The 21,456-nt window shown below is 53.0% G+C and carries 21 protein-coding genes; 5 read left to right on the forward strand and 16 right to left on the reverse strand.

What is annotated here, in order from left to right; genetic code table 11:
- Window positions 1-13 precede the first annotated feature (13 nt).
- From cbiB to ACLB09_RS11670, 3 genes are read right to left on the reverse strand one after another with little or no spacing between them, the layout of a single operon-like run.
- Entirely contained in the window at window positions 14-967 is a 954-nt protein-coding gene (cbiB, locus tag ACLB09_RS11660) for an adenosylcobinamide-phosphate synthase CbiB (RefSeq protein ID WP_410769977.1), read from the reverse strand.
- A gap of 14 nt (window positions 968-981) precedes the next feature.
- Window positions 982-1,710 carry an adenosylcobinamide amidohydrolase gene (locus ACLB09_RS11665; RefSeq protein WP_410769978.1) on the reverse strand — a complete coding sequence of 243 codons (729 nt, stop codon included), beginning with the start codon at window positions 1,708-1,710 and terminating at the stop codon, window positions 982-984.
- Window positions 1,707-2,807, reverse strand: a complete 1,101-nt coding sequence (locus ACLB09_RS11670; RefSeq protein ID WP_410769979.1) for a pyridoxal phosphate-dependent aminotransferase — start codon at window positions 2,805-2,807, stop codon at window positions 1,707-1,709. Before ACLB09_RS11670 ends, ACLB09_RS11665 begins: the two co-directional genes overlap by 4 nt.
- 163 nt (window positions 2,808-2,970) lie before the next feature.
- Between ACLB09_RS11670 and ACLB09_RS11675 the strand changes: the two genes are divergently transcribed.
- Window positions 2,971-3,453, forward strand: coding sequence for a GNAT family N-acetyltransferase (locus ACLB09_RS11675; protein ID WP_410769980.1), 483 nt, complete (start codon window positions 2,971-2,973; stop codon window positions 3,451-3,453).
- 227 nt (window positions 3,454-3,680) lie between these two features.
- Window positions 3,681-4,685 carry a lipoate--protein ligase gene (locus ACLB09_RS11680; protein ID WP_410769981.1) on the forward strand — a complete coding sequence of 335 codons (1,005 nt, stop codon included), beginning with the start codon at window positions 3,681-3,683 and terminating at the stop codon, window positions 4,683-4,685.
- 76 nt (window positions 4,686-4,761) lie between these two features.
- Here the strand turns inward: ACLB09_RS11680 and ACLB09_RS11685 are convergent, their stop codons facing one another.
- From ACLB09_RS11685 to ACLB09_RS11710, 6 genes are all read right to left on the reverse strand, one after another.
- Window positions 4,762-5,817: a tellurite resistance/C4-dicarboxylate transporter family protein gene (locus ACLB09_RS11685; protein WP_410769982.1), complete on the reverse strand. Its 1,056-nt coding sequence runs from the start codon at window positions 5,815-5,817 to the stop codon at window positions 4,762-4,764.
- A gap of 253 nt (window positions 5,818-6,070) precedes the next feature.
- The gene (locus ACLB09_RS11690; protein WP_410769983.1) at window positions 6,071-7,045 is read right to left on the reverse strand and encodes an ABC transporter ATP-binding protein; all 975 of its coding nucleotides are present in this window, start codon (window positions 7,043-7,045) and stop codon (window positions 6,071-6,073) included.
- Between the two features lie 3 nt (window positions 7,046-7,048).
- On the reverse strand, window positions 7,049-7,807 hold the full coding sequence (locus tag ACLB09_RS11695; RefSeq protein WP_410769984.1) for an ABC transporter permease: 759 nt from the start codon (window positions 7,805-7,807) through the stop codon (window positions 7,049-7,051).
- A 20-nt stretch (window positions 7,808-7,827) separates the two neighbouring features.
- A complete protein-coding gene (locus tag ACLB09_RS11700) occupies window positions 7,828-8,637 on the reverse strand; it encodes an ABC transporter permease (protein WP_410769985.1) in 810 nt (269 codons plus the stop codon).
- Window positions 8,634-9,836, reverse strand: a complete 1,203-nt coding sequence (locus tag ACLB09_RS11705) for a serine hydrolase domain-containing protein (RefSeq protein ID WP_410769986.1) — start codon at window positions 9,834-9,836, stop codon at window positions 8,634-8,636. Before ACLB09_RS11705 ends, ACLB09_RS11700 begins: the two co-directional genes overlap by 4 nt.
- 37 nt (window positions 9,837-9,873) lie before the next feature.
- A complete protein-coding gene (locus ACLB09_RS11710; protein ID WP_410769987.1) occupies window positions 9,874-11,043 on the reverse strand; it encodes a serine hydrolase domain-containing protein in 1,170 nt (389 codons plus the stop codon).
- A gap of 213 nt (window positions 11,044-11,256) precedes the next feature.
- Here ACLB09_RS11710 and ACLB09_RS11715 point away from each other — a divergent pair, with 213 nt between their 5' ends.
- Complete coding sequence (locus ACLB09_RS11715; RefSeq protein ID WP_410769988.1) at window positions 11,257-12,060, forward strand: Cof-type HAD-IIB family hydrolase; 804 nt, start codon at window positions 11,257-11,259, stop codon at window positions 12,058-12,060.
- 52 nt (window positions 12,061-12,112) lie between these two features.
- On the opposite strand, the gene ACLB09_RS11720 is transcribed toward ACLB09_RS11715, so the two are convergent.
- Both ACLB09_RS11720 and ACLB09_RS11725 read right to left on the reverse strand, forming a co-directional pair.
- Window positions 12,113-12,919: an MBL fold metallo-hydrolase gene (locus ACLB09_RS11720; RefSeq protein ID WP_410769989.1), complete on the reverse strand. Its 807-nt coding sequence runs from the start codon at window positions 12,917-12,919 to the stop codon at window positions 12,113-12,115.
- 114 nt (window positions 12,920-13,033) lie between these two features.
- Window positions 13,034-14,098: a sulfate/molybdate ABC transporter ATP-binding protein gene (locus tag ACLB09_RS11725; protein WP_410769990.1), complete on the reverse strand. Its 1,065-nt coding sequence runs from the start codon at window positions 14,096-14,098 to the stop codon at window positions 13,034-13,036.
- A 217-nt stretch (window positions 14,099-14,315) separates the two neighbouring features.
- Between ACLB09_RS11725 and ACLB09_RS11730 the strand changes: the two genes are divergently transcribed.
- The gene (locus ACLB09_RS11730) at window positions 14,316-14,717 is read left to right on the forward strand and encodes a secondary thiamine-phosphate synthase enzyme YjbQ (RefSeq protein WP_410769991.1); all 402 of its coding nucleotides are present in this window, start codon (window positions 14,316-14,318) and stop codon (window positions 14,715-14,717) included.
- Window positions 14,718-14,900: 183 nt separating this feature from the next.
- On the opposite strand, the gene ACLB09_RS11735 is transcribed toward ACLB09_RS11730, so the two are convergent.
- From ACLB09_RS11735 to ACLB09_RS11745, 3 genes are all read right to left on the reverse strand, one after another.
- The gene (locus tag ACLB09_RS11735; RefSeq protein WP_410769992.1) at window positions 14,901-15,497 is read right to left on the reverse strand and encodes a TetR/AcrR family transcriptional regulator; all 597 of its coding nucleotides are present in this window, start codon (window positions 15,495-15,497) and stop codon (window positions 14,901-14,903) included.
- Between the two features lie 5 nt (window positions 15,498-15,502).
- The gene (locus ACLB09_RS11740; protein WP_410769993.1) at window positions 15,503-16,135 is read right to left on the reverse strand and encodes a YigZ family protein; all 633 of its coding nucleotides are present in this window, start codon (window positions 16,133-16,135) and stop codon (window positions 15,503-15,505) included.
- A gap of 97 nt (window positions 16,136-16,232) precedes the next feature.
- Window positions 16,233-17,588 (reverse strand): glucose-6-phosphate isomerase, encoded by a 1,356-nt coding sequence (locus ACLB09_RS11745; RefSeq protein ID WP_410769994.1) that lies wholly within the window; start codon window positions 17,586-17,588, stop codon window positions 16,233-16,235.
- 181 nt (window positions 17,589-17,769) lie between these two features.
- Between ACLB09_RS11745 and ACLB09_RS11750 the strand changes: the two genes are divergently transcribed.
- A complete protein-coding gene (locus tag ACLB09_RS11750; protein WP_410769995.1) occupies window positions 17,770-18,684 on the forward strand; it encodes an NAD(P)-dependent oxidoreductase in 915 nt (304 codons plus the stop codon).
- 304 nt (window positions 18,685-18,988) lie between these two features.
- On the opposite strand, the gene ppnP is transcribed toward ACLB09_RS11750, so the two are convergent.
- Window positions 18,989-19,318, reverse strand: a complete 330-nt coding sequence (gene ppnP / locus ACLB09_RS11755; protein WP_410769996.1) for a pyrimidine/purine nucleoside phosphorylase — start codon at window positions 19,316-19,318, stop codon at window positions 18,989-18,991.
- Between the two features lie 34 nt (window positions 19,319-19,352).
- Entirely contained in the window at window positions 19,353-21,377 is a 2,025-nt protein-coding gene (gene tkt / locus ACLB09_RS11760; RefSeq protein ID WP_410769997.1) for a transketolase, read from the reverse strand.
- Between the last annotated feature and the right edge of the window lie 79 nt (window positions 21,378-21,456).

Consider the following 21,456-nt stretch of genomic DNA (forward strand, 5'->3'; position numbering starts at 1 on the left):
GTCTTGTCCTCCTTCAAATCCAGTGCGCCCCGCCGGCCATCCAGATCCGGATTCCGGTTGCAATCAATACGAATGCTCCGGATACAACAAACATTAACCGGGCGGTCCTCGGAATGTCATCGGGCTCTAATTCGCGCGTCTTCTCCCCCATGTATGCGCGAAACGATTTCACGCCATGGTACCAGTTTTCCCCGCCGAGCCGGATGCCGAGTGCTCCCGCCACCGCGGCTTCAGGATAACCGCTGTTGGGGCTGGGATGACTGGAAGCATCCCGGCGCACAGCACGCCAGGCGCCAGCGGCATCCCATCTCAGGCACCAGGAAGCGGCGATGAGCAGGAGCGCGGTCAAGCGGGCCGGAATATAATTGGCGATATCGTCCAGACGGGCGGAGGCCCAGCCGAGATGAATGTATTTGTCGTTCTTGTAGCCTACCATCGAATCGAGGGTGTTCACGGCCCGGTAAGCCATCGCCAAGGGGGCGCCGCCCAGCAAAGCGAAGAACAGCGGCGACACGACGGCGTCGACGATGTTCTCCGCTACCGTCTCGACCGCGCCGCGTGCTATCTCCGGCGGTTCAAGCCGCTCGGTGTCGCGGCCCACGATCATGCCGAGCGAACGGCGCGCAGCCGGCAGATCGCCGCGCAACAAATGGCCGCACACCTCCATGCCGGCGTCCCGCAATCCTTTCGCGGCGATGGTCGTCCAGATCAGCAAGGCCTCGCACGCTGCGGCGAGCCAGGGGCTGATCCCGGCCAGCAGGCACAGCGCGGCCCAGGTCAGGGCAAAGCTGCCGCCCGCGACGATGAGCGGCAGCAGCAACCCCGCGGCCCGGTAGGCGCGGGGCTTCACCAGGCGGCGGATGCCCGCCTCGACCCGCTGGATCGCCTTCCCCATCCCGATGACGGGATGAGGAAGCCAGCGCGGGTCGCCGAGCAGCCGGTCCAGCGCGTACGCGACCGGCAGCATCCACCACGCCGCCGTCACGTGCGACCCTTCGCCGCTGCCCGCAGCGACTCGCTTACGGCGGCGTATACCAGGCGGCCCACCATGCCGCCAAGGTCCGTTGCGGTGCCGGCGTAGCTGTGCAGCAGCGGCCATTCGGCGCGCTGACTCACGCCGATCACGACCGCATCGGTCGTGGTGCCGGTGGCCGCTAACCCCGTCTCGGCGTCAAGCACGCCGAGATCGCCGAGCGCAGCGGTCTTCGCCTCGGTTGCCGTAATGACGGCATTCACCATCGCCCCGGGCGTCAAACGCCCGTCGACCGCCAGCATCAAATTAATCGTCCCCGGCGTCCACGATGCCGGGAACGTCGTCCGCTTCACGCCCGCGCGCGCCGCATTGGATACCCCTGCCGTGGCGCAGCAGAACACGGCGAAATCGCCGCACCGTTCCTCCGCGACAGCGGCGTGACGCAATCGGACGGCGGTAAGCAGACCCGCCGTTTCCTCCGAAGGGTATCCCCACGCTTTCAAGCTATCCGCGATGTCCCGCTCCGGATCATCGCACCGGTAGAACCGGTCGACATAAATATTAACCATCCGTTGTAACGGCGACATTCCCCCGCCGTATACCGAACTCCCCAAGCCATCCATGACCGTCGGCGCCTCCAGCAAAAGATGCCGCTCCCCGCGCGTCAATTTCAATCCGGGCCATGCGGACGATTCGTAAATCCCGCTCTCGCCGCTATTCAAAAAAGGCGTCGTCATTTCTTCATTCCCCCCGCAAGCACTTGTTTCATTTCATCAAGCAATTTCGCACAGGCTGCCGGGTCTTTAACGGCGATCCGGATATCCCGCTCTCCGAGTCCCGGATACATAGCACAGCTACGCACCAGTACCCCCTTCGCCCCCAAAGCTTCCTGTATGCCGGCGGCCGTACAGATCTCGGGCAGGCGCACCAGCAAAAAGTTTGCCTCCCCGGGCCAGGTGCGGCAGCCCAGCCTATCCAATTCCTGACGCAGCACCTCCCGCTGCCGGATAATCAGCGAAATCGTCTCCTGCTCATAGGATGATCCCGCCGCCAGGCAAGCCTCTCCCGCCAGCAAGGCCAGCGCGTTAACGCTCCAGGTCACCTGCTTGCCCCGCATCGCCGCCGCCGTCTCGGGATGCGACACGGCATAGCCTAGCCGCAGCCCGGGAATCGCATAAAACTTCGTCATCGACCGGATCAGAATCAGCCGGGGATAACGCTCGATTTCCGCCAGCAACGATTGCCTCCGCGGCACCGGGATAAAATCGATAAACGCCTCATCCACTACGATATATGTACGATAACGCTCCCCCGCTTCAGCGAAGCCTCGCAGCTCGTCCAGTTCATACTGCACGCCGTTCGGATTGTTCGGCTGTCCGACGAACACCAGGTCGCATGCCGAAATGAGCCGCTCCACTTCCTCCGGCGGCGCCTTAAAATCCCTCTCTTCCGTTCCTAGCACGGAAAGGACCTCCGCACCGAACTGCTCCGACAATGCCCTGTATTCCGAGAAACAGGGCTCAATCACGCCCACTTTCGACGGCGCCAGCGCGAGCAGGGCCAGGGCCATGTTTTCCGCGGCTCCGTTGCCGACGACGATGCCGGCGGCATCGGTATTCAGCGTTTCGGCCAACCGCCGGACCAAAGCCCTATGCCCGGGATCGGGATAGCTCGCGATCCGGGGAAGCGAATCTCTCAACAACTCCAACAATCCCGGCGGTGGCCCCAGCGGATTAATATTGGCGCTGAAATCGGCAAACCGCTCCGCGGGGATTCCGTATCTGGCGGAAGCCGTCCGCAAGTCCCCGCCATGTCCGTATACTTCCAGAATCATAAAGCTTCTCCTTCTTTCTGAACCAATGAGACTTTCAGGTGAAGTCTACCACACCTTCAAGTTAAATCAAGACCCAGGATTGGCCATATCGCTTCTCCTTCCGGGATGACGAAGGCACGTTCTTATTATATGATGGTTAGAGAACAAAAAGGAGGTGCCGACAATGGGAAAAGAACACACCGTCGAGCTGGTCCATTTCTCGGAGGAGCGGCATTCGTCGGCGCTTGACGGCTTCGAGCTTCCGGAAGATCAGATTCGATTCACCGCTTTGCCGAAAGAAATCCAAAGCGTGACTGAGGGGCAGTACCGCATCGTCATAGCAAGCGACGGCGTCCCCGTCGGATTTTTTATGCTTCATGCTACGGAAAGAGTCAAAGCTTACTCCGATAATCCGAACGCCATGCTGTTGACCGCATTGTCCATCGACCATAAGCAGCAGCGCCAAGGATACGCCAAAAAAGCCATGATCGCCTTGAAGGCGTTCGTCATGAATGAATTTGCGGCTTGCGATGAAGTGGTTCTGGTCGTGAATTGCAAAAATACGCCGGCCCGCCAGTTGTATTCGGCATCCGGGTTTACGGATACCGGAGGACGCAGGATGGGCCCGATCGGCGAGCAATACGTAATGAAATTATTTCTTAAATAACTTACTACAAAGAAATCCGTTCCGAAAGAGCACAGCTACTCTCACAGGAACGGCTTTAAGATCCTCTTCTTGCTTCATGCCGAGCAACGCATACGCGTCAAAAGCGATTAGGGTCCCGGTTCCCCCGATCCGTCAAACTTTGATTCCCTTCATTTCGCGGATGGTTTGGTTTACAATAGTATGGAGAGTTTACATACCAAATCATAGTAATGGGGGACTAGAGAACCATGCTGTTTATCGACAATCAGGGAATTACCGATGCGTCGCTCAATTTGGCCATCGAAGAATACGCGCTCAGACATTTGCCGCTGGAGGACGACAGTTATTTGCTGTTCTATATTAACGCCCCGTCCATCATTATCGGCAAGCACCAGAACACGATCGAAGAAATCAACCCCGAATACGTCAAAGAGAAAGGAATCCAGGTCGTTCGCCGCCTTTCCGGCGGAGGCGCAGTTTACCACGACCTCGGCAACCTCAACTTCAGCTTTATTACCAAGGATGACGGCCAATCGTTCCACAATTTCCGCAAGTTCACCGAGCCGGTGGTTCAGGCTTTGCACTCCTTGGGCGTCAATGCCGAAATGACCGGACGAAATGACTTGCAGGTCGGCGAACAAAAAATTTCGGGCAATGCCCAATTCGCGACCCGGGGCCGGATGTTCAGCCACGGTACCTTAATGTTCAACCTCAACCTGGAGGATGTACAAGCCTCGCTGCATGCCAATCCCGAAAAATTCAAATCCAAGAGCACCAAGTCCGTGCGCAGCCGCGTCGCCAATATCGTCGATTTCCTGGATCGAGGCATGACGATCGAAGAATTCCGTTCCGAGCTGTTGCAGCACATTTTCGGCATGGATGCGGCTTCCGTTCCCCAGTACAAGCTGACGGAAGAGGATTGGACCAAAATCCGCGAAATTTCGAATCAGCGCTATAAAAACTGGGACTGGAACTACGGCCTGTCTCCGGAGAGCAATGTGAAGCACGCCAAGAAGTTCCCGGTCGGCATTATCGATTTGCGCATGGACATTAAGGATGGTCATATCCAAGGTATTAAAATTTACGGCGACTTCTTCGGCGTAGGCGACGTGACCGATATCGAAGACAAGCTAAGAGGCGTACGTTATGAAGAAAACGACGTACGTGCAGCGTTATCCGATATTAATGTTAAACATTATTTCGGCAATCTCGAAATGGACGACTTTATCGGGCTTGTTTTCTTGGAAGAATAGATTGAAGCAAAAAATCCGAAGCAGGAGCGCCATTCGCCCACAGCTTCGGATTTTTGATTTTTACAACACCGAGGGTTCACGATTTTTCTGCAGTTGAGAACATACTCCGGATTGAAACCGTTTGATGATGAATGAATCCGGCAAGCACCGCGAGCCAAGCCACGGCCGCAATCACCACCATAAAGCGGGGAATCCCGACCAGGAAGTGCAACCCCAGCGCTTTGGACAGCTGATAGGTACTGGTCGTATACATCGCGAGCGGAAACGCCATTCCCCAAAACTGCGGATCATAAGTGAGCGGATAACGGTGTACGACATGGCGCCAGATCATCAGGACAAACAACAGCGGTATCCACCAGGTGCCCGTAATCCAGAAAAACAAGGTGAATCCTTTCAAAAAGGGAGTAATTTCAACCAGAAGCTGAAAATGTTGCGTATTCAGAATCAAGGTTGACCCTGCCAAAGTAGCAATCGCCACAGCCCCCATGTTAATCCAGTAAGGTGGTGTCAGTGCTGCATATTTGAGTTCAACAAAGGTAAACCGATAAAAAATTAATGTGATAATGCTGAGATACAGCATGCAGCCCAACAAAAACATGCACAAGGTAAAGAACAAGACCATTTCTCGGCCGCTTCCCATATGAGGAGACAGCAAAGTCCCCAACACGGATACCGACTGGGTCGCAACGGCCGCGATCAACCACGCACCATTAATGCCTTCCGCGAGGCTGGGCTTTTTCTTTCTGACCGTTACCGCGGTAAAAAAGGTATACATAATGATCACCCACATTGCGATCCCAATCAACCACAGCACGAACGGAATGGCGTAATATTGGCCAACCACGATAAATTGGCTGCCGAGGACGCATGTTGCGGCAACCCATGTAAAGAAACCGGGTCCCATGGAATGGCTCGTTAAGTCTTTAACGACACGGGGAAGAAATTTTCCGAGACGACTCAGGTTCAATATCCATAATGCAATGTAGACGACCGCATTAAAATACAACAAGACGCGCGGAAACAGCGGGATTCCAAGCAGATGCATTGCAATAGACAAAGCTCCGGTTGCCATCACCATCGAAAAATATCCCGGAAAAAGATTCAAAATCTTGTCGCGGATCCAGCGCCTCATGATTTTCCGCCTCCCAGGCCACTCAATTTTTTTACTGGAATGATGAATTAATATAGCATATTTTAATCATTAAAATTGTGATTTAAACGACATTTCTCCCGGGAGGTTCGTCCCTTTCTATAGGGGATTATGTACGGATCAGAATCAACTTCTTGAATATCGAAGAGATCGACCTGGATTAACTCCCTCCCGGTTAGGCTCCCTCCCTTTAGTAAAAAAATGCCCCCGGACCCGTGTCCGGAGGCATTACGCATTAGCTTACCTGGTACAATTCCTTAATGATGACATCGATCGGAAGTGCATCAATAGCCATATCAAGAATCGTATGGCGTTCGTTGACGAGCCTTATGAACTCCTTCAACGGGAGTCTGTCCGTATCAAGTTCCAGCTCGGCCTCAATTTCCGATTCTCGCTTCAACACCCTGACGCCGTCGATACCGTCCCAGTCCGCTTCGCTTTCCGTAGTGATGCGGACGGTTTTCTTCGCCCCAAGGAAACCGCGCAGCGCCGAAATCGAGTCGTCAAATACGATTTCCCCGTGATTGACGACGATGACCCGCCGGGCCAATTGATCAACATCTTCAAGATCGTGTGTGGTCAAAATGAAAGTGACGCCCTGGCGGTTCATCTCCTGGATAAATGCGCGGATTTTCTCCTTGGCGATCACATCTAGCCCGATGGTCGGCTCGTCGAGAAACACGACGGAAGGACGGTGCAGCATCGCCATGATGAATTCGCATTTCATGCGTTCCCCAAGGGACAGCTGCCGGGTCGGTTTCCGGATAATTTCCCCGACATCCAGCAGCTCGACCAGTTGATCCAGGCTTTCCCGGAAGGCAGGCTCTTCCAATCCGTAGATTTCCTTGTTCATGTAAAACGCGTCGATCGGCGGAATATCCCAAAGCAGCTGCGATTTTTGCCCGAATACCGCTCCGATGTTGCGTACATATTTTTTTCGCTGCTTCCAGGGGGTATAGCCGAGGATGTTCACCTCGCCGGAAGTAGGATACAGCACTCCGGTGAGCATCTTGAGCGTAGTTGATTTCCCTGCTCCGTTCGGACCGAGGAAGCCGACGATCTCGCCTTTCTCCACCTCGAAGGATAATCCCTTGACCGCTTCCACCGTAATCGGTTTCCGCCTGAACACGCTCATGACCGTCTCCCGGAAGGAAGCTCCCCGCTGATACGTCATATAATTCTTTCGCAGTTCCGTAACCTGTATGATCAAGATTTAACCCCCCGCACTAGTATAATTCCGCAGCATGTAATGCCAGAAAGCCAGACCCGCACCCAAAAAAAGGACGCAAACCCCGCCCCCGATCCAGGAGCCTGCGACCGGTCTTCCGAGCAAAGCCGCGGCCGGCAGAAAGCCGATCATCGTTATCGGAATGACGTAAGTCAGTAGGTTTTGAAAGGTTTTAGAGAAAATCGTTCCCGGATACATGCCGAATACGGATACCGAGTCGAAAATCTCATAAACCCGGCTGCTCCCTACCCATTTGAACAACATACCCGACAGGAATAGCGAAAACGCGAACAGTACCAGCATCGAACACAGGAACAGGATCGCGAATTGCAGCCATTCCGTCCCTCCCGGCCAGCTTATTGCCGTCAACGCCCAACCTGTCAGCAGGCCGCCGCTGATCAGTCTGCCGAAGTCATCGATATCAAATGAGCTGACCATGGTGACAAACAGAACGGACCTAGGCTTTAGCAGAAAAATATCATAGGATCCTTCCCGCACATGATAGAGCGTCGTCGACACGATTCCGAAAAAGAACGGGAAGGCGATCCCCTTTGCCAAGGTAAAAATCCCCTGAATCAGGATCGCTTCCTGTAACGACCAGCCCGGAAAAAAAGCCCCTGAGCTATAGAGCAGCAGCGTGACGAGCGGGAGCATAAGATCTCCGATCAACATCATCAGAATGCTGATCAAGAAATCGGCGCGGTAAGCCATCCGCTCGGCCAGCTTCGTTTTCATAATCGCCATGTAACACATCCAGACCGACCTCATACGCCCACCCCCGTAAATTTACGGTTGCCCAGCGTGATCAACACGGCCGTGATCCCCCACATCAGGAGCAAGGCGAGTGCTTGAAGTCCGACGATCTGGGGAATCGACATCGAGAAACCAGCCAATTCATATTCCCCGACAAACACTCGGGCAGGGACGTATTGCATGAATTGAAACGGAAGAAAGAATAGCACCCGCTGGATGATTTCAGGAAAAAACGTTAGCGGGACAAACACCCCAGCCGATATATTGCGGAGCAAATGGAACATACTGCGCACTCCGTCGGCGTTAGTCAGCCAAAAGGCGGTCAAACCGATGCAGTAATTCACAAGAAACGTCATCAGAAAGCCTAGGATGACCGAAAGTACGGCCCACCCCGGGCGGGAAGGAAGCAAATCGATCTCGAAAATGAACAGATAAATCAGAAACACCGGCAAAAACTCCATCCAGAATCCCAGCGAGCGATGGCCGATTTTTTGACACAGGGCAAAATAAACATGCGATACGGGGCGTAATGCAAAGGTGACGTATTTTCCGGTCCGGATCAGCATTTGCAAATTCCAGTCCGCAAAATCGAAAGTAAGGTAATTAATGCATGACATAATTCCGTAATAGGCAAGCATTTGAGACAAAGTAAATCCGTTTAACGTATCTCTGGCAGAAAAGACGGCGCTCCAAATGAAATACTGCACCAGAAAATAAATGGGTCCGATGACGATGGAGACCGCCATATGGGAGCGGAAGGCCGCCCACTCTTTATAAGTGGCCCAGCCTACCGCTTTGATGATGCCCAGCGAACGTTTCATTTTAAACCCGACCAGATCACATTTTTGACATTGATCATGGATTCCGGCACCCAGCCCACGGTGGAGGGCACAAAAAAGGCAACCACCAGTTCCTCGTCGGGATCTACCATCAAGGCGCACCGTCCAGCACCCTCATGATAAATCGTGTTCGGCTTAAATGGATCGGACATGCGTCCCAAAGAGCTGCTGAGCCCAAACTCGCTGTTCTTTATGTCTTCGCCCCAGTTGAATGCCGGAAGGCCGCCCGGGACCTGAACCCGGGACAGCATTTCCACCGTTTTGCGGCTTAAGATGCGCGCTCCATTATACGTCCCCTTGTTCAGCAGCATTTGGCCGAATTTATTCAAATCTTCGAGCGTGGAGGATAATCCCCCGCCGGATCTTGGCGCAGCCCACGCCGGTTCCTTCTCTCGCGTTAATCGCTTCAGTTCCCAGTCGTTCGTAATACATACTTCAGAGTGCATGGATTCCGGTACGGCAAAAAAAGTTCGGTTCATCCCCAGCGGTTGAAGAATGATATCTTGAACATAAGATTCATAGCTTTGCCCGGTGATCACGCTAATAATTTCGCCCAGCAACGCGAATCCGTTACTGCAGTAATTCCACTGCTCGCCTGGCGGACAAACGGGCGGCCCGGCGAGCATCGCCTTGATCCATTGCGATTTACGCGCTTTGATCTCCTCGTCCGGGCTGAGCTCTGGCGTTTTCCCCTCCTCGTCATAGGGAGCAAAGGCAAATTCCATGTCCCACCAGCCAACCGGATAAGGCTCGAGAAAATAACCTGGGTCCGGGGCCAGGCCGGACGTATGGGTCAGCAAATGAAACACGTTGATTCGTTCGTAAACCGGGTGATCGAATTCCGGAAACCAGTCTTTGACCGGCTGGGTCAAATAGAGATGTCCTTCTTCCAGCAATCGCAGCACGGCGGCCATCGTGAACCATTTGGTAATGGAGGCGATCACGCGAATGGAATCCGGCATGAAATCGCCGGAAGGCTCGGTATGGCGAAGGGCTCCCATCGACGAATGAGCGAAGGTTTTGCCTCCTCTGGCCAGCAAATAGGAGGCCCCTTGTATTTTTTTATGATGAATAAGTTCTTCGAACAGCGCGTTAAGCCGATTCAATGCTTCCCGTCTATAGCCGACCTGTTCAGGCGTTGCATCTAGCCGTCCATGGTGTATGCTCATGGTTCTATTCATGAAAACCATCCTTTCCATATATGTGGCTTCAAAAAAGCTAAAGCAGCGCCGACCAGACGATAGCTCTCGGATTAATCACGGCTTCGGGTACCCATCCGGCTTGGCTTGGAACGAAGAATACATATACCAGCCTTTCTCGGGGATCCACATAAAGCCCGCTATGCCCAAACCCTTCATGGGAAAAGGTTCCGGGTGAGCAGATATCGTTATGATTCAGATTGAAGCCGAGGGACATCGGATAATCCTGCATTTTCTCGCCCCAGCAAGTCGAAGGTATGTTTTTCAATTGATTCGATACCATGTTCTGCACCATTCTTCGGCCCAGCAAGGTGTGTCCGTTGAAGCTTCCGCCGTCAAGCAGACATTGTCCGAATTTCCACAAATCCTCCAACGTGGAAAACAAACCGTTTCCCGCCGCCGGAGGGGTTCCCGTCCCGTCATGGGCCGGCCGGAATTCTTTTTCCTGCCACGGGTTGACGTAACACACTTCGGGATGAAGGCTCTGGGGCACGCTGTTCATAAAAGTGCGGTCCAAGCCTAGCGGAGTAATGATCTGTTCTTGTATGTATCGGTCATAATGCTGTCCGCTCGCTCTAGAGATAACTTCCCCCAACAAAGAATATCCTGCGGTACTGTAGCTCCACTGCTCTCCCGGTTTGCACCACATCCGTCCGCCAAGAATCGTCCGGATCCAATCCCCTTCCTGCAGACGGCCGGATGGATCCCGTTCCTGCTTCTCATGAACCCACCATTCATACCAGGGAATCTGGTAAGGCTCGTTCCGGCAGCCAGGGTCGGCCATCAGTCCGGAGGTATGACTCAGCAGATGCTGAATTGTTATATCGCGGTGCAGCACCGTATCGAACTCCGGAAGCCAAGCGCTGACCGGTTGTTGATAGAACAATTTCCCTTCCTCCACCAATTTGGCTATGGCCACCGCTGTAAACGCTTTCGTTATGGAAAATACTTTCCGGATGGAATCCGGCTGCAATTCGGCACTATCTTCATGATAAGTAAGGCTTCCGATGGCGTTATTGACGGCAATTTCCCCGTCCCGGGCCACCAGATAGCTCGCCCCCTGGAGTTTCCCTCTTTCGATCAAGCCCGCAAAATGGCGCTCCAATTCTTGCAGCCGATGCGGGTCAAGACCCAGTTTCTCCGGTGCGGTATGGATTCGGCCCCGGACGACGGGTAACGTCTTTGGCATGTTTGTTCCCCCTTATACATAGGATTGGTACATTCTGGAACTGGAAATCTAATTCATTCTATCGCAGAACATACATTCCCGTAAAGGGAATAAATCATTTAAAATGATAAATGCTGAATTGAAATCTGAGCCTTGTGAGGTACAATAGAAACAGTTGCAATTTAGAGACAAAAGGACGAACATCGACATCCGTCCCGAAAAGGAGAGAACCCATTGTATAAACTGATTGCGATCGACATCGATGATACTCTGATCAACGACGACAAGGAGGTAACCCCCGCCACTCAGCAGGCGCTGGAGCAAGCCGTGGCCAAAGGCGCCGTCGTTACCCTGGCGACCGGACGGGCTTATGCTTCCGCCCAAGCCATCGCCCGCCAAACCGGACTTAATGTTCCTATCATCACTTACCAGGGGGCGCTGGTAAAAAATCTGTTGGACGAGCAAGTGTTGTATGAACGTTACATGCCTAAGGATGCCGCGCATAAACTGTTCGAATATTGCATCGAAAACAACCTGCATCTGCAAACCTACATCGATGATAAACTGTATGCCCGGGAAGAAAACCAGAAAATCATCGATTATACGATTCTTAACAAGACCAAATACTATATCGAACCGGATTTCTCCAAGCTGGTGGCGCAGCCGACGCCGAAAATGCTCATCATCGACGAGCCGGATTACCTGGACGAAATCGCTCCGGTGCTTCGCGAATTGCTTGGCGACGGCGTTCACATCACCAAATCGAAGCCGCATTTCCTTGAGATTATGCACCACGAGGGGACCAAGGGCCATGCCTTGAAATTCCTTGCCGCCCATTTCGGCTGCGAGCTTTCGGAATGCATCGCCATCGGCGACTCCTGGAACGACCATGAAATGCTGGAAGCCGCAGGCCTCGGCGTCGCCATGGGCAACGCCATCCCGGCATTGAAGGAAATCGCCGACTACGTCACCGCAAGCAACAACGAAGACGGAGTCAAACACGTCATCGACAAGTTCGTGCTTGGAGCGGAAGAATAAACTAAAACTTCATTGCATGCAAAAGCACCGGAGCTGGGCTCCGGTGCTTTTTTTAGCATAAAGTGATATTCAGCCCCGTTTCGGCAAATTCCACGCCTTCCGGTAAAGGATAGTCACGGCGCAAGTCGATGTCATGCGACATATGCGTAAAAACCGTCCGTTTCGGCTTTATTTCCCGCAGAAGCTCAAGCGCCTCCCTAACGTCATACACCGAACGGGTGGAAAATTCCGCTGTCTCATGATAAAAGCTCGTACCCAGAACCAGCAGATCCAGTCCGGTCAACAAACGCCGCTGTTCGGGAGGAAGATCGATCGAATCCGGGCAGTAAACCCAAGCAAAGCCGTTTTTCTCCAAACGATACGCATAGGAGTAGCCGTTTTTACCGTGGTTTACTTTCCATCCGCGGATGCCCCAACCGGCCAAACTCACTCCTTGATCCACGGCATGCAGATCCAGATTCCGGTCCAGCCAGGGATACTGCCGCAATATCGTATCCAGCACTTCCTGCGGGGCGTACAGCTGCCCTTTTCGGCCCAGCCAGCGGCAAGCGTCCGCCCATTCCGGCAAACCGCCGATATGGTCGAAATGCGGATGAGTCACCAGCACTACACCGGCGAAGCGCTGCCCTCGCTTTTCCATAGTACCCCGCCAATCCGGGCCGCAGTCGATCAGGAACCCCTCTACTCCATCGGCCGGGTTTTCCTGACTCTCCCGAAACCTCTCCCCTTCAACCGATACCAATGAACGGTACCGCCGGTTTACCCCGCCGGTCCTGGCTTCTTCGCAAATTGCGCATTCGCAATAGACTCTCGGCACTCCCATGGCGTCTCCCGTCCCCAGAAAAACAAGCTGTTCCATGACTCCAACCCCTTTTGTCCATCTCCGGTCATAACAATATGCAACAATAAACATATCATAACAAAAATGAAGCGGCTCCTGCTATCCGTCAGCAGGAGCCGCCTCTTTTCGAATTTAAATCATTACGGTGATCGGTCCGCCCTTCAGCGGATTTTCAACGATCCAGCTCTTCTCGTCGTTAAACAAATACGCCCGGTGCACCAGCACGCGAACCTCCTGTCCGGACTTCAGCGTTTCCTTTTCCAGCGACCGGAACGTAGTCAGCGTATGTCCCCCGACCTCCACTTCAACCAGCCATTCGCTGCCGCGGAAATGCAGATGCTTAACGATCCCCGGCTCGGTGGCGGATAAAAGCGTGAATTCATGATCGCTTCCAACCTCAATGTACTCGGGACGGATCAGCGCCTGCGTTCCTCCATCCCCGCCCTCGGTTTCGAATCCTTTCAGATCGGCCGCTCTGCCAACCAGCGTGGATTGCCCGACAAACGAAGCGACAAACGGAGTATTCGGTTCCTTGTAAATGTCCCAAGGCGATCCCTTTTGCTCCAGGCGCCCCTCATTGATGATCATGATTTCATCCGCCACTTCGATCGCTTCATCCTGGTCATGCGTTACGAAGATCGACGTGATCCCCACCCGCTCGATCAGCTCGCGCAGCCAGGACCGGAGCTCCTGCCGGATTTTCGCGTCGATCGCCGCAAACGGCTCGTCGAGCAGCAGCAACTGCGGCTCCGGGGCCAACGCCCGGGCGAAAGCGACCCGCTGCCGTTGTCCGCCGGACAACTGATGCGGATAGCGCTTCTCGAATCCCTTCAGCCCGGTCAATTCTACCAGTTCCATGACACGTTCCTGGATGCGGCTTTTCGACGCCTTCTTGACCTGAAGGCCGAAGGCGATATTATCGAACACGGTCATATGCTTGAACAATGCATAGCTTTGGAAGACAAAGCCAATCCCCCGGTCCTGAGGCGCAAGGGCGTTTACGCGCTGACCATGGAACAGAATTTCGCCGGAATCCGGTTGTTCGAGGCCGGCCAGCATGCGGAGAATGGAGGTCTTCCCGCCGCCGCTCGGTCCCAGAAGCCCGATCAACTGCCCTTTTTCAATGCCGAAGCTGACGTCTTTTACCGCGTGAAAACTGCCGAAATGCTTATCCAAATTCCGTACTTCCACATGCATGGGAGAAGCCACTTCCTTTCGATTATTCATCGCCTATAATTAAATTATTTATTCTTATATATTTACTTGGTTTTATTATATAAGGACACTTTACCAAACCCGCACGACGGCGTCAATAAATTTAAATCCTCCCTGAAGTTGGCGGTTCTTCCGGCAATGGGTAAAATACAAATTAGTAGACCATAGTTAATCAAAATAAAAAGGAGTGCAATCCGCCATGTTACATACCCTGGAATTGTCAACCGCCAAACGGGACGAAATGCGCGACATCACGCGAGAAATCACTTCGCTTGTTCATAAAAGCGGAATCGCGAACGGCATCGCCGTCATCTATAGTCCGCATACGACAGCGGGAATTACGATTAACGAAAACGCCGATCCGGATGTGAAGCATGACGTCCTGCTTAGACTTGACGAGGTATATCCTTGGACCCATCCAAAATACCGTCATGCGGAAGGAAACACGGCCTCCCATCTCAAGGCAATCACGACCGGTTCATCCCAAACCGTGGTCATTCATGAGGGAGAATTAATGCTCGGCCGCTGGCAGGGAATTTATTTCTGCGAGTTTGACGGCCCAAGACAACGCCAGTGCCTGGTCAAATTCATTGAAGGATGAACCCAATAAAAAGACGCGGATCTCCCTGGAGAACCGCGTCTTTATTTTTGTTCATTGGGGCAAGAATCCTGCATTAGAGCATCGTACTTAATGGAAGTATGTTACGTTATTAAAGTAATGTAATAAAGGAGTACAGCTATGATAGTGTGAACGGGTAAAGTATGCGTGGAAAACAAAAACGTCTCATGACGTTAATCGGTAACTGCTTTGACTTAACATTTTGACGTGGGCCACTGCGGCGGGCAATATTTCTTCGAAGGTCAGTCGATCCTGGATGTAGAACGAGATGAATCCGTGGATTCCCAAAAACATACTTAGCGGAAGAGACGGATTACTCTCAAGCGGATGCCTCTCCTCTTTTAAAAAACCGCGTACGATCTTGTCGAACATATCGAAACACTTCGCCTGCTCGGACCGGCAGTAAGCCAGTATTTCCTCATCCCTGAGCATGAACATGATCTCGTATTGATGCGGATGTTCCAACCCGAATTTAATGAATTCCAGCATCAGCTGTTCCGTCTTCGTCAGCCCCTCGGTCGGCAGGCGTTTCGTTACCGTCTCGCACAGACGGGCCAAATGGTTGAAGTCTTGAACAACGATGGCATAGAACAATTCCGCTTTTTCCTTGAAATGATAGTACAGAGAACCGTGGCTATAGCCCAAATGCTGCCCGATGCTCCTCATGGAGATTCCGCGATATCCTTTAGTAATAAACAAGTGCCTCGCAGCATCCATAATTCTTTCCCTCGACAACTCCTGCTCTACTGCTCTTCTAGCCATAGGCATTATTCCCCTTCAATAAAGTAAACCTTGTCACCTTCCGTCATTACAGCCTGCCCTTGCGTCATATCGGTCATCCAGTCTTTAAAGGCTTGCGCCTCACCATCCAGCGGCAGACACAGCAATGTAACCTTGTCGGCAAACGTGGTCTCCCCAGTCCGTATCCCACGGTTTCTGAGCTCATTCTCGGCTTTTCCCAGCCAGGTATAATCCAGTTCCACGAATACTTCGCGATGAAGGATCCGTGTGATGGCTTCACCCGCTTCAATGGCTGCGACCGCCCCGTCCGTGTAAGCGCGAATCAGTCCGCCTGCTCCAAGCATGATGCCTCCGAAATACCTGGTTACGACAATAGCTATGTTTTTGAGACCCTGATTCCGGATCACTTCCAAAATCGGCTTGCCGGCCGTCCCGCTCGGTTCCCCGTCGTCCGACTGCTTCTGGATCTCGTCTCTTTCACCGATCATATAAGCTGAACAATTGTGGGTAGCGTTCCAATGCCGCTTCTTGATCTCCTCGATGAAGCTGACGGCTTCTTCCTCGCTCTCCACCGGCTTAACGTGCCCGATAAATCTCGATTTCTTGATGACGATTTCCTTATCTCCGGCTCCGCGAACCGTTTTGTAACGTTCCAGCATATGACTCCATCCTTATGAATGTGCCAAGAAGCAGCCCATCCGGAGATTCCCGGCGAACTGCTTCCTGGCGGCTTTATTCCTGCCCTTGTAAAATAGATTATTCGGAAAGTCTTGACTCGAGTTCCGCTTTTTCTTTCTCGTAACCCGGTTTGCCCAGCAATGCGAACATGTTCTTCTTGTAAGCCTCTACGCCCGGTTGGTCGAACGGATTGACGCCCATCAGGTAACCGCTGATCCCGCAGGCCTTTTCAAAGAAGTATACCAGATAACCGAAAGAATATGGAGTCAAATCTGGTACATTGACCACCAAATTTGGTACTTGGCCGTCAGTATGCGCCAGCAAAGTGCCTTGGAACGCCTTTTTATTAACGAAATCCAATGTTTTGCCTTCCAGGAAGTTCAGTCCGTCAAGGTCGGCCGGATCGGATTCGATCGTAATATGGCTAGGTACTTCCGTCACTTGGATGACGGTTTCAAAGATATTACGGTTTCCTTCTTGAATGAATTGACCCATGGAGTGCAAGTCGGTCGAGAAGTCGACGGCCGCCGGGAAAATCCCCTTGAAGTCTTTGCCTTCGCTCTCGCCGTAAAGTTGTTTCCACCATTCCGATACATAGTGCAGGGAAGGTTCGTAATTGACCAGAATTTCCGTCACTTTCCCTTTACGGTACAACGCGTTGCGGACAGCCGCATACTGATAGCTGGCATTCTCGGCAAGGTTAGGGTTGCTGAATTCTTTGGACGCGTCAGCCGCGCCTTGCATCATATCTTCAATGCTGATGCCTGCGGTTGCGATCGGCAAAAGACCTACAGCCGTCAATACGGAGTAACGTCCGCCCACGTCGTCCGGAATAACGAACGTTTCGTAGCCTTCTTCATTCGAAAGCTTCTTCAGAGCGCCCTTTTCGCGGTCCGTCGTTGCATAGATCCGTTTACGTGCCTCTTCCTTGCCGTATTTCTTCTCCAAAGCTGCGCGGAAAATACGGAAAGCGATCGCCGGTTCCGTGGTCGTTCCCGATTTGGAGATAACATTAACGGAGAAATCCTTGCCTTCGATAAGATCAAGAAGATGATTCACGTAAGTGGAGCTGATGTTGTTCCCTGCAAAATAAATTTCCGGAGTTTTGCGTTTATCCTTCGGAAGAACGTTATAGAAAGAATGGGAGAGAGATTCGATCGCCGCGCGGGCACCGAGATAAGAACCGCCGATACCGATGACGATCAACACGTCGGAATCGCTTTGAATTTTTGAAGCCGCTTTCTGAATGCGGGCGAACTCTTCCTTATCATAAGCCGTAGGCAAGTCGATCCACCCCAGGTAATCGGAGCCGGCGCCTGTGCCGTTATGTAATTGCTCGTGAGCCGCACGAATTTGGACTTCCAAATTATCGACTTCGTGCTGACCGACAAACTGCAAAGCTTTGCTGTAATCGAAACTTACTTTTTTAGACATGTTGAAGAATACCTCCATCTATTTATTTGTCTCACTACCTACCCGTTGGACAACCGTTTGTAGCAACTTGTAATTAGGATACTGTAAATTACCAGTGAAAACAAGGGCACAATATACAGGTTTCCGGCCCGCGTGGTAAAATATTTAAATGCTGTTCAATTCTTTTTAGAAGGTGACTACATTGAAAAAAATCGGATTTATCGGTCTCGGCACGATGGGGGCTCCCATGGCTGCGAATTTGCTCAAACAAGGTTACGAAGTTACCGTATATAACCGCACGGCCTCGAAATGCGAGCCGCTGGCTGCGTTAGGCGCGGCAGTCGCCGCAACCCCAAGCGAGGCTGCGTCGGGCGCCGACACGGTAATTACGATGGTCAGCGACGACGCTTCCATCGCGGCCGTGTACGAAGGCCCGGACGGCCTGCTGGACGGCCTGAAACCCGGCACGGCGGTGATCGACTGCAGCACCATCTCGCCCGCCCTTGTGAAGAAGCTGGCCGGTCTGGTCGGCAATCTGGGTGGCGTCTTCCTCGATGCGCCCGTGACCGGCAGCTCTCCGGCGGCCATCGACGGCACTCTCGTCTTTATGGTCGGCGGCGGAGCGGATGTCCTCGCCAAAGAGATGGACATCTTTGAATGCCTCGGCAAAAAAGTGCTGCACATGGGCGAGAACGGCACCAGTGCCGTCGCCAAGCTCGCGCACAATACGATCGTCGGCATCAACAATCTGGCGTTGGCCGAAGGCTTCTCCATCGCGGCCAAATCCGGACTGCCGGCCGACCGCTTCCTGGAGCTGGTCCAGCTCGGATCCGCCGGCAGCAAAGCCGCCGAGCTCAAAGGGAGAAAAATCATCGAGCACGATTTCACCAACCAATTTTCGCTCGCGCTGATGCTCAAGGACCTGAAGCTCGCCTCCTCGCTTACGGACGGAGCCAGCATCCCTTCCCCGATGCTGAACCTGGCCAAGAGCCTGTTCCAGGCCGGCCAGACCGAAGGCTTCGGGGACGAAGACCTCTCCTCGGTCGTAAAAATCTACGAGGCATGGATCGGGCAAAAGATCGGCGACCGCCCGAACTTGAATTCAAGCGGAAAGTGACCCGCGGTCCTTAGCCCGCTACGTGATGAAATTAACTGGATTACCTCCAGTTAATTTCAGTCAAATTGCCTTCCAAGCCGAAATTAACTGGAAAACCTCCAGCTAATTTCGGCTTTTTGCTCTATTGGTCGCTGAAGCGTCCAAAATAACTGGAGGTTTTCCAGCTATTCCACCCGCCAGCTCCAATATGGGCTAGAATAACTGGAGATTTTCCAGTTATTTTGAAACACAATTAAAAAAGGCAGGTACAGCGCTCGGCTTGTACCTGCCTTTTGATGTGTTTTGCCGAGAAGTCGTGATCTAACTAAGCTCCCGAACCCGAACCGTAAGAGCAGCAGTAATCCGTTACACTGCGGACTTCCAGCTTGAAAGAAGCGTTGGCAGGCACGGTAAACGTACCGCGGCCGCTGATCTCTCTCCAGAGCGTTTCGCCCGGAAGCAGGACCTTCAGGTCTCCGGACAAAATGTCCATCACTTCAAGCGAATCCGTCCCGAATTCATACTCTCCGGGAAGCATGATCCCGAGCGTGATTTTGTTGCCGTCCGGCAGCCATACGCTCCGGCTAGTTACTTTGCCGTCAAAATAAATGTTGGCGGCTTTGTCTACAGTTACATTTTTAAGTTGCTGCTCCACGTTTCCCGCTCCCCTCAACGGTAAATCAAATCCATTATTTCAATTGATCCTTCACGTGCTTCACTACATTTTCAACGGTAAATCCGTATTCTTCGATCACTTTGTCCCCAGGCGCGGAAGCCCCGAAGATGTCGATGCCGATGACGGAACCCTTCTCGCCTGCATAACGCTCCCAACCGAACGGATGCGCCATTTCCACAGCAACGCGGGCTTTAACGTCCGGCAAGATAACGGAATCTTTGTAAGCCTGATCCTGTTTATCGAACAGATCCCAGCTTGGCAAGCTGATGACGCGGACTTGAATGCCTTCTTCAGCCAAGGCGGCTTGAGCTTTCACCGCGAGTTGTACTTCAGAGCCTGTAGCGATGATTTGCGCTACCGGTTTGCCGTCCTTCGCATCGGATACCACGTAGCCGCCGCGTTTAATGCCTTCGCGTGCAAGCTCAGCGGTTTTCTCCAGGATCGGCAGGTTTTGGCGAGTCAGCACCAACGCAACCGGATTGGATTGGTTCTCAACGGCATAAGCCCAGGCAGCCGAAGTCTCGTTGCCGTCGGCAGGACGAATGACAGTCAGGCCTGGAATAATGCGCAGGGAAGCAAGCTGCTCGATCGGTTCGTGAGTCGGACCGTCTTCGCCTACGGCGATACTGTCATGCGTGAGCACGTAAGTTACCGGCAGCTTCATGATCGAAGCCAGGCGAATGGCCGGACGCAGGTAATCCGTGAACACGAAGAACGTGCCGCCGAAAATTTTCAATCCGCTATGCAGGGCAATCCCGTTCATAGCCGCAGCCATGCCGAATTCGCGAACGCCAAAGTACAGGTTGCGTCCTTCGCGGTTTTGCGGCGTGTATACCGATAGGCCCTTCAGGTGCGTCATCGTGGAGCTTTCCAGGTCGGCCGAACCGCCCAAAAGCTGAGGCACGCCGCCGGTCAAACCGTTAAGCGCGTTACCGGAAGCAACGCGGGTCGAAACGGCTTTGTCTTCCGCGCTGTACTTCGGAAGATCCTTGTCCCAGCCAGCTGGAAGCTCGCCAGCAATAGCCTGTTCAAACCGAGCCGCAAGCTCAGGGTATTCCGCTTTATATTTTTTGAATGTTTCGTCCCAAGCCTTGTTCGCAGCAATGCCGCGTTCTTTCACTTTGGCAAAGTGTTCGCGTACTTCTTCAGGCACATAGAAGTCTTCTTCGTAGACCCATTTGTAGAATTCCTTCGTCAGTTTCGCTTCGTCCGCGCCGAGCGGGGAACCGTGCGTACCGCCGTGGCCGCCTTTACCTTGCTTGTTCGGGCTACCGTATCCGATGACCGTCTTCACTTCAATCAAAGTAGGACGCTCGGTGTCGCGTTTGCCTTCTTCGATCGCCGCCTGGATCGCGTTCAGATCGTTGCCGTCTTCTACGCGCAGCGTTTGCCAGCCGTAAGCTTCAAAACGTTGTCTTACGTTCTCGGAGAAGCTGAGGTTAAGTTCACCGTCCAGCGAAATGTCGTTGGAATCATATAGGAAAATCAGCTTGCCAAGCTTGAGATGACCCGCCAGCGAAGCCGCTTCGCTCGCAACGCCTTCCATCAAGTCGCCGTCGCCGCAAATGCCGTAAGTATAATGGTCGATCACTTTCAGGTCGCCTTTGTTGTAGGTCGCAGCAAGCTGGGTTTCAGCCAGCGCCATACCGACAGCCATAGCGATCCCTTGGCCGAGCGGACCTGTCGTAGCGTCAACGCCTGCCGTATGTCCGAATTCCGGATGACCCGGCGTTAAGCTGCCCCATTGGCGGAACTGTTTGAGTTCTTCCATCGGGAGATCGTAACCCGACAAATGAAGCAGGCTGTATAGCAGCATGGAGCCGTGTCCTGCGGAAAGAACAAAACGGTCGCGGTTAATCCATGTCGGATGGTCGGGGTTGTGGTTCATCGTCTTGGCGAACAGTTGATACCCCATCGGAGCCGAACCCATCGGCATGCCGGGATGGCCTGATTTCGCTTTTTCGATCGCATCGATCGCCAGTGTACGGATCGTGGTGATCGACAAATTTTCAATGGTGTTGTTGTCTGACAATGGCATTTCTTTTCCTCCTTGGTCATGGAAAAATACTTGTGCACAAAGAAAGGCTTGAGCTTGCTAAGTAAAACATTCAAATTGA

The organism is Fontibacillus forbon, assembly GCF_046559655.1.
GTDB lineage: Bacteria > Bacillota > Bacilli > Paenibacillales > Paenibacillaceae > Fontibacillus.